The sequence below is a fragment of the Frondihabitans sp. GW821-FHT04F02 genome (genome assembly GCF_059420045.1).
In genome coordinates this window covers 1-3,320 of record NZ_JBWKSZ010000010.1, presented here as the reverse complement: position 1 = coordinate 3,320, position 3,320 = coordinate 1, and the positions used below count along the sequence as shown (strand labels likewise).

2 protein-coding genes are annotated in these 3,320 nt (G+C 65.1%); one reads left to right on the top strand and one right to left on the bottom strand.

Annotated elements, in window-relative coordinates; all coding sequences use genetic code 11:
- Positions 1-176 precede the first annotated feature (176 nt).
- Positions 177-2,342 (bottom strand): ATP-dependent Clp protease ATP-binding subunit, encoded by a 2,166-nt coding sequence (locus tag AC07TY_RS17975; protein WP_494786214.1) that lies wholly within the window; start codon positions 2,340-2,342, stop codon positions 177-179.
- A 124-nt stretch (positions 2,343-2,466) separates the two neighbouring features.
- Here AC07TY_RS17975 and AC07TY_RS17970 point away from each other — a divergent pair.
- Positions 2,467-3,320 (top strand): hypothetical protein (locus tag AC07TY_RS17970; protein ID WP_494786213.1); only part of this gene is annotated, 854 nt, incomplete at its 3' end.

Here is a 3,320-nt window from a genome sequence, read left to right as displayed (position 1 = left end):
GGAACGCCACACACACCTACAACCTCATCTTCGACCAGGTCGCAAAGGACGGCAAGACCGACAGCGTCACCTACGGCGTCTGGACACCGGTCACTCCGTAGCGCCAGGGCGTGGACGCGAACCGGGAGGGTGCGACTCCGCGCCCTCCCGGTTCGGCCGCCTTGTGGCGGACTTCCTTACTCGGAGTCGTCGAGGGAGGACTTCGACACGGCGAGCGACTCACCGTCGGGGGCCACATCGACGAGCACGGTGTCGCCATCGGCGATCGACCCGTCGAGCAGAGCGCGCGCCAGGTTGTCGTCGATCTGCCGCTGCATGAGGCGGCGCAGAGGCCGGGCACCGTAGACCGGGTCGTAGCCGCGGTCGCCGAGCCAGGTCCGCGCGTTCGGCGTGACGGCGAGTTCGAGGCGGCGGTCCGTGAGGCGCTTGGCCAGCCGGTCGACGTAGAGCGAGACGATCTGACCGAGGTCGTCTTTCGTCAGCGACTGGAAGAGCACGATGTCGTCGAGCCTGTTGATGAACTCGGGCTTGAACGCCTGTCGCACCATCTCGTCGACCGCGTCGCGCTTCTGCTCGTCAGACAGCGACGGATCGGTCAGGAACTGGCTCCCGAGGTTCGACGTCAAGATGAGGATCGTGTTGCGGAAGTCGACAGTCCGGCCCTGCCCGTCGGTCAGGCGGCCGTCGTCGAGCACCTGCAGCAGCACGTCGAACACCTCCGGGTGGGCCTTCTCGACCTCGTCCATGAGCACCACGCTGTAGGGGCGCCGGCGCACGGCCTCGGTGAGCTGACCGCCCGACTCGTAGCCGACGTACCCGGGAGGGGCCCCGACGAGCCGAGACACCGTGTGCTTCTCGCCGTACTCCGACATGTCGATCCGGACCATGGCCTTGTCATCATCGAACAGGAACGAGGCGAGGGCCTTGGCGAGCTCGGTCTTTCCGACGCCGGTCGGCCCGAGGAACAGGAACGACCCCGTCGGACGATCCGGATCGGAGATCCCCGCGCGGGTGCGCCGCACCGCCTCACTGACGGCCTGGACCGCCTCGCGCTGCCCGATGATCCGCTGGCCGAGCTCCGTCTCGAGGTGGAGGAGCTTCTCCGTCTCTCCAGCCATGAGGCGGCCGACCGGGATGCCCGTCCACGACGCGACGACCTCGGCGATGTCGGCATCGGTGACCTGGTCGTTGACCATCCGGTCGCCGCTGGCCTCGAGGCTCTCGGCGTCGGCCAGGGCCTTCTCGATCTCGGGGATCGTCTCGTAGTTGATCTTGGAGGCGTCCTGGTAGCGGCCTTCGCGCATGGCCTTGTCGAGGTCGATGCGGGCCTGGTTGAGCTGGCCCTTGAGCTCGCCGACGCCCTGGAGCGCGGCCTTCTCGGCCAGCCAACGCCGGTTGAGATCGGCGTACTGCTGCTGGCGAAGGGTGAGCTCGTCGCGGAGCGATTCGAGACGGGCCTGCGAGGCGGCGTCTTTCTCCTTCTGGAGGGCGAGCTCCTCGACCTGGAGCCGCACCATGCCGCGATAGAGCTGATCGAGCTCGACGGGCGACGAGTCGATCTCCATCTTGAGGCGGCTGCCCGCCTCGTCGACCAGGTCGATCGCCTTGTCGGGGAGTTGACGGTTCGTGATGTAGCGGTTGCTGAGCGAGGCGGCGGCGACGAGAGCACTGTCGGCGATCGTGATGCCGTGGTGCGCCTCGTAGCGCTCCTTGAGGCCGCGGAGGATCGCGACAGTGTCTTCGACCGTCGGCTCGCCCACATAGACCTGCTGGAATCGGCGCTCGAGGGCTGCGTCTTTCTCGATGAACTGGCGGTACTCGTCGAGCGTCGTCGCGCCGATGAGGCGGAGCTCGCCTCGGGCGAGCATCGGCTTCAGCATGTTCGCCGCGGCGACGCTGCCCTCGCCGCCACCGGCACCCATGAGCGTGTGCAGCTCGTCGATGAACGTGATGACCTGCCCGTCGGACTCCGTGATCTCCTTCAGGACGCTCTTCAGGCGCTCCTCGAACTGGCCGCGGTACATCGCCCCGGCGACCAGCGCCGCGATATCGAGCGATATCAGGCGCTTGCCCTTGAGCGAGTCGGCGACGTCGCCCGCGACGATCCGCTGGGCGAGGCCCTCGACGACGGCCGTCTTGCCTACCCCGGGTTCGCCGATCAGCACGGGGTTGTTCTTGGTGCGGCGGGTGAGGACCTGGCTGACGCGACGGATCTCGGAGTCGCGGCCGATCACGGGATCGAGCTTGCCGCTCGCCGCGATCGCAGTGAGGTCGACGCCGTACTGCTGGAGGGCGCTCTTCTGCTTCTCGTCGGAGGCGGGTGCGCCCTGCATGTTCGCCATTCGGTGATGCCTTTCGCATTTCCAAGACTTGAGTTGACCGAACTCAACTTTAGTCGACACTCGCTGATGTCGGTAGGTCAATCACGCGTACCTCTTGTCATAGCTGCATTCTTGACGTAGTATTTTGGATATTCATATCTACGCCGCCGTACGCGGCCGAACGAAAGTCTTCACTTTGTCAGAGAAAAAACTCCTCAAGGGATTCGGCGCCGGCGCTCTCGCTGCCGCGACCGTGGTCTCCGGTCTGAGCTTCGGCTCGGCCGCCACTGCGGCTGGTCCGGTCGGCACCAACGCCAACAGGACGGTCGCGCTTCCGTATATCTCGCAGAACGGCAAACCCGGCACAGCAAAGGCCTTCGTTGTGCCGTCCACCTGGTCGAAGGACACGCTGATTCCGGGAAGGAGCTATACAAACTTGGCCGCCGCTCAGGATGCCGCCCGAGCATGGTCGTTCCCGGCGCGTGGTACCGCCGGCCCCGTCCACCCTGCGCACAACCCCTCTAACCTCTGTTTGACCTATTTCAGCGCGACGAAAGTTCTTCCAACCACCTGCGTCGAAGGGTTGGAGTCTCAGCTATTCGTGTGGAATGAAGTGTCTAACTCTGCCGTCTCGGGCACCGGGCTATCGCCGAGGGCGGTTCCTCAGTTTTTTGTGGGTTTCAATACAAACATCGCCCTCGTCGCCGAATTCAACGCTGGCGCGGACGTCATCGTGGGTGCACCTGACGTCGGCGATGAGTTCTCGGCAGCCGTGACCTCTCAAGACCTCAAAGCCCGCACCGCTCAGATCAGTGGCTCTGCACACCCGAACTCGACCGTTGTGATCGACAACGGCCGGGAGGTCGATGTAGACAGCGACGGCAACTGGTCGGCTGACCTCGACGATCTCAACTACGGCGAGAACACGGTCCACCTGGAGAACCGGGTCGACGGCACGATCGTTGCCGAGAAGGATCTCACCGTCAATCTGGAAGTCGC

What these genes read in the sequence shown, in the direction of transcription:
- AC07TY_RS17975 (WP_494786214.1), bottom strand. Translation starts at nt 2,342, where the DNA reads ATGGCGAACATGCAGGGCGCACCCGCCTCCGACGAGAAGCAGAAGAGC.